The following is a 2,724-nucleotide window of genomic DNA, read 5'->3' on the forward strand; positions in this document are numbered from 1 at the left end:
CTCCAGGTCATGGAAGTAGACCGTGTTCTGGTTGACGTGCTGGAGGAAGTACTGGTTGGCGGCTTCCCGGTCCTTGTCGAACTGGATGTTGCCGTTGCTGTCGTAGAGGTTCAACATCGCGTTGAGCGAGTGGTAGTCCAGTCGCGTGTCAGTCATCGTCATGTCCACTTCTGGGGATCCGGATGGTCGGGCGGTCCACTGTCGTGGTGAAGCCACGGTCCCGCCAGACCGCGGGTGCCGGAGGTTCGGACGGCAACCAGGTGGCCTGGACGGTGCCGATGAACAGGGCGCTTTCCGCCACAGGAAGCACCCGGGTGATACGGATGAGCATCCGACCGCAGCTGTCGGGGACGGTGGGCAGGCCACCGAGACCGTGACGGTCCCCGACCGACCTGAACCGGTCGATGCCGGAGGAGGCGAACGTCCGGGCGTCGTCCTCCCCGTCGACGGAGACCGCGTGGGCGAGGACCTGCGTGGCCTCGGCGAACGCGGGGAGCGCCGAGGCGTCGTTCTGCAGTGTGAAGAGCACTGTCGGCGGATCGGCCGAGACCGGGATCAGCGAGGAGACGGTGACGCCGACCGGGTCATGGTCGGTATCGCGGGTGGTGAGTATCCATACGGGCTGGGGTACCTGCCGGAACAGGTTCCGGAAGCCTTCGGCGGTCGCTGTCACGCCTGCTCTCCGGTGGACGCGTCCGTGTCGATCACCGTGCCGGCCTTCGCGCCGGAGGCCAGCGAGAAGATCTCGTCGAGGTGGATGAGGACGGCGCGCTTCGGCGTCTTCATGCCGTTGGCTTCGGCGAACTCGAGGCAGCTGTCCCAGGCGGGGCCTTCGGTGACGACCTCGGCGTGGCCGAGGAAGCGGTAGCCGTCGAGGGCGGCCCGGTCGATGACAGCGACGGCGACGCGGGACCCGGACCCGATGTTGGCCAGGTGCTGACCACCGGTGTTCTCGTTGTAGATGAGGGTGCTGTCGTCGTAGGCGCGCAGCGAGCGCTTCGGTCCGATGTTCGGGGTGGTCGGATCGGTGACGGTTGCGAGGATCGGCAGCTGGGTACCGAGCATGGCCGTCATGGCTGAGGTGAGACGGGGCATGGGTTGTTCTCCTTCGTCGGGGGTGCTTACGGCAGCGACGCTAGCACAAACTTCAAGAGTCACTACAATAAAGTTCATGGTGTTGAACTCTGGGGGACGCGTCAGTCCCCACCTCGTGTACTTCTCCTCGGTCTCGGAGAACACCCGCCGATTCATCGACGCCGTCGGGTTACCTGCCGAGCGCATACCGCTGCGTCCGAAGGACCCGGCACTGCAGGTGGACAGGCCCTTTGTCCTGGTCACGCCCACCTACGGCGGCGGCGACCTGCACAAGGCGGTGCCTCGGCAGGTGATCCGCTTCCTCAATGACCCGGACAACCGGCGGTGGATCCGGGGCGTCATCACCAGCGGAAACATCAACTTCGGCGAGGCCTACTGCGCCGCCGGGCGCACCATCGCCGCGAAATGCGGCGTCCCCGAGCTCTACCGCTTCGAACTGCTCGGCACCCACCGCGACGTGGATGCCGTCCGCACCGGCCTGGAGAACTTCTGGGCCACCACCGTCAACATGACCGCCACCAAGAAGGAGCACGTATGACCAGCTACACCGACCGTTCACAGACACCCCCGCAGTGGGTGTCCGGCTCAACCACCCCGCTGCGTCCGGTGAACTGGAACCGGATCGAGGACGCCAAGGACCTCGAGGTCTGGCAGCGTCTGACCAGCAACTTCTGGCTTCCGGAGAAGATGCCGCTGTCCAATGACCTGCCGGACTGGCGGGCGCTCGGTGACGATGAGCGCACGCTCACGACCCGTGTCTTCACCGGTCTGACCCTGCTGGACACGGTCCAGGCCACCGTCGGCGAGATCAGCCAGATCCCGGACGCCCGCACCGAACACGAGCAGGCGGTCTACGCCAATATCGCCTTTATGCAGGCGGTCCACGCCCGCAGTTACAGTTCCGTGTTCTCCACGATGTGCAGTTCCGCGGAGATCGAGGACGCCTACACCTGGGCCATCGACAATCGGCGTCTTCAGCCGCGGGCCACTGCCGTGATGGCGCACTACGCCGGCGATGATCCGTTGAAGCGGAAGGTGGCGTCCACCCTGCTGTCGTCGCTGTTGCTGTATGCGGGATTCTACCTGCCGTTGTGGTACTCCAGTCGTGGGGTGATGATGAACACCGCCGACATGATCCGGCTGATCCTGCGGGACAAGGCCGTCCACGGCTACTACTCCGGCTACAAGTACCAGCGCGGACTGGACGCGCACCCGGAGCGCGTCGCGGAGATGGAGGACTTCACCTACCGGTTCACCGCCGAACTGCTGGCGCTGGAGAACGAGTACTCCCGCGACCTGTACTCCCTCGGTTCCCTGGACTACGCCGGGGTGGACGCCTTCGTGCACTACAACGCGGACAAGGCCCTGATGAACCTGGGCTACGGGCCGCAGTACGAGGAGGAGGCGGCCGGTGTGGAACCGGAGATCATCGCCGCGCTCACCCCGGATTCCTCGGAGACGCACGACTTCTTCAGCGGTTCCGGGTCCAGCTACGTCATGGGCCGTGCCGAGGTGACCGAAGCGGAAGACTGGAACTTCTGACCGGAAGTCCCGGTCGGACGTCCTGGTCGGAGGTCCTGGTCGGACGATCGGGTCTGTGCTTCTGAGGCAGCCCGCCGGCCGCCGGGC

At 65.5% G+C, this 2,724-nt stretch carries 5 protein-coding genes; 2 read left to right on the forward strand and 3 right to left on the reverse strand.

From position 1 onward, the window contains the following. From Q0A27_RS05085 to Q0A27_RS05095, 3 genes are all read right to left on the reverse strand, one after another. Positions 1 to 162, reverse strand: a 162-nt coding sequence (locus Q0A27_RS05085) for a hypothetical protein (protein ID WP_291473987.1), incomplete at its 3' end; no start/stop codon positions are given. Continuing rightward, positions 149 to 673 (reverse strand): flavin reductase family protein, encoded by a 525-nt coding sequence (locus Q0A27_RS05090; protein ID WP_291473983.1) that lies wholly within the window; start codon positions 671 to 673, stop codon positions 149 to 151. The genes Q0A27_RS05085 and Q0A27_RS05090, both read right to left, overlap by 14 nt. Continuing rightward, positions 670 to 1,095 carry a pyridoxamine 5'-phosphate oxidase family protein gene (locus tag Q0A27_RS05095; protein WP_291473984.1) on the reverse strand — a complete coding sequence of 142 codons (426 nt, stop codon included), beginning with the start codon at positions 1,093 to 1,095 and terminating at the stop codon, positions 670 to 672. The genes Q0A27_RS05090 and Q0A27_RS05095 overlap by 4 nt, the downstream gene beginning before the upstream one ends. A gap of 76 nt (positions 1,096 to 1,171) precedes the next feature. On the opposite strand from Q0A27_RS05095, the gene nrdI reads away from it, so the two are divergent. Then, entirely contained in the window at positions 1,172 to 1,633 is a 462-nt protein-coding gene (nrdI, locus tag Q0A27_RS05100; RefSeq protein WP_291473985.1) for a class Ib ribonucleoside-diphosphate reductase assembly flavoprotein NrdI, read from the forward strand. After that, positions 1,630 to 2,637, forward strand: a complete 1,008-nt coding sequence (gene nrdF, locus Q0A27_RS05105) for a class 1b ribonucleoside-diphosphate reductase subunit beta (RefSeq protein ID WP_291473986.1) — start codon at positions 1,630 to 1,632, stop codon at positions 2,635 to 2,637. The genes nrdI and nrdF overlap by 4 nt, the downstream gene beginning before the upstream one ends. Positions 2,638 to 2,724: the final 87 nt, after the last annotated feature.

The organism is Corynebacterium sp., assembly GCF_022712275.1.
Classification (GTDB): domain Bacteria; phylum Actinomycetota; class Actinomycetes; order Mycobacteriales; family Mycobacteriaceae; genus Corynebacterium.

Bases quoted from the DNA above. Each gene is read 5' to 3' on its own strand.
- Q0A27_RS05095 (WP_291473984.1), bottom strand. From the start codon at position 1,095: ATGCCCCGTCTCACCTCAGCCATGACGGCCATGCTCGGTACCCAGCTG.
- nrdI (WP_291473985.1), top strand. From the start codon at position 1,172: ATGGTGTTGAACTCTGGGGGACGCGTCAGTCCCCACCTCGTGTACTTC.
- nrdF (WP_291473986.1), top strand. From the start codon at position 1,630: ATGACCAGCTACACCGACCGTTCACAGACACCCCCGCAGTGGGTGTCC.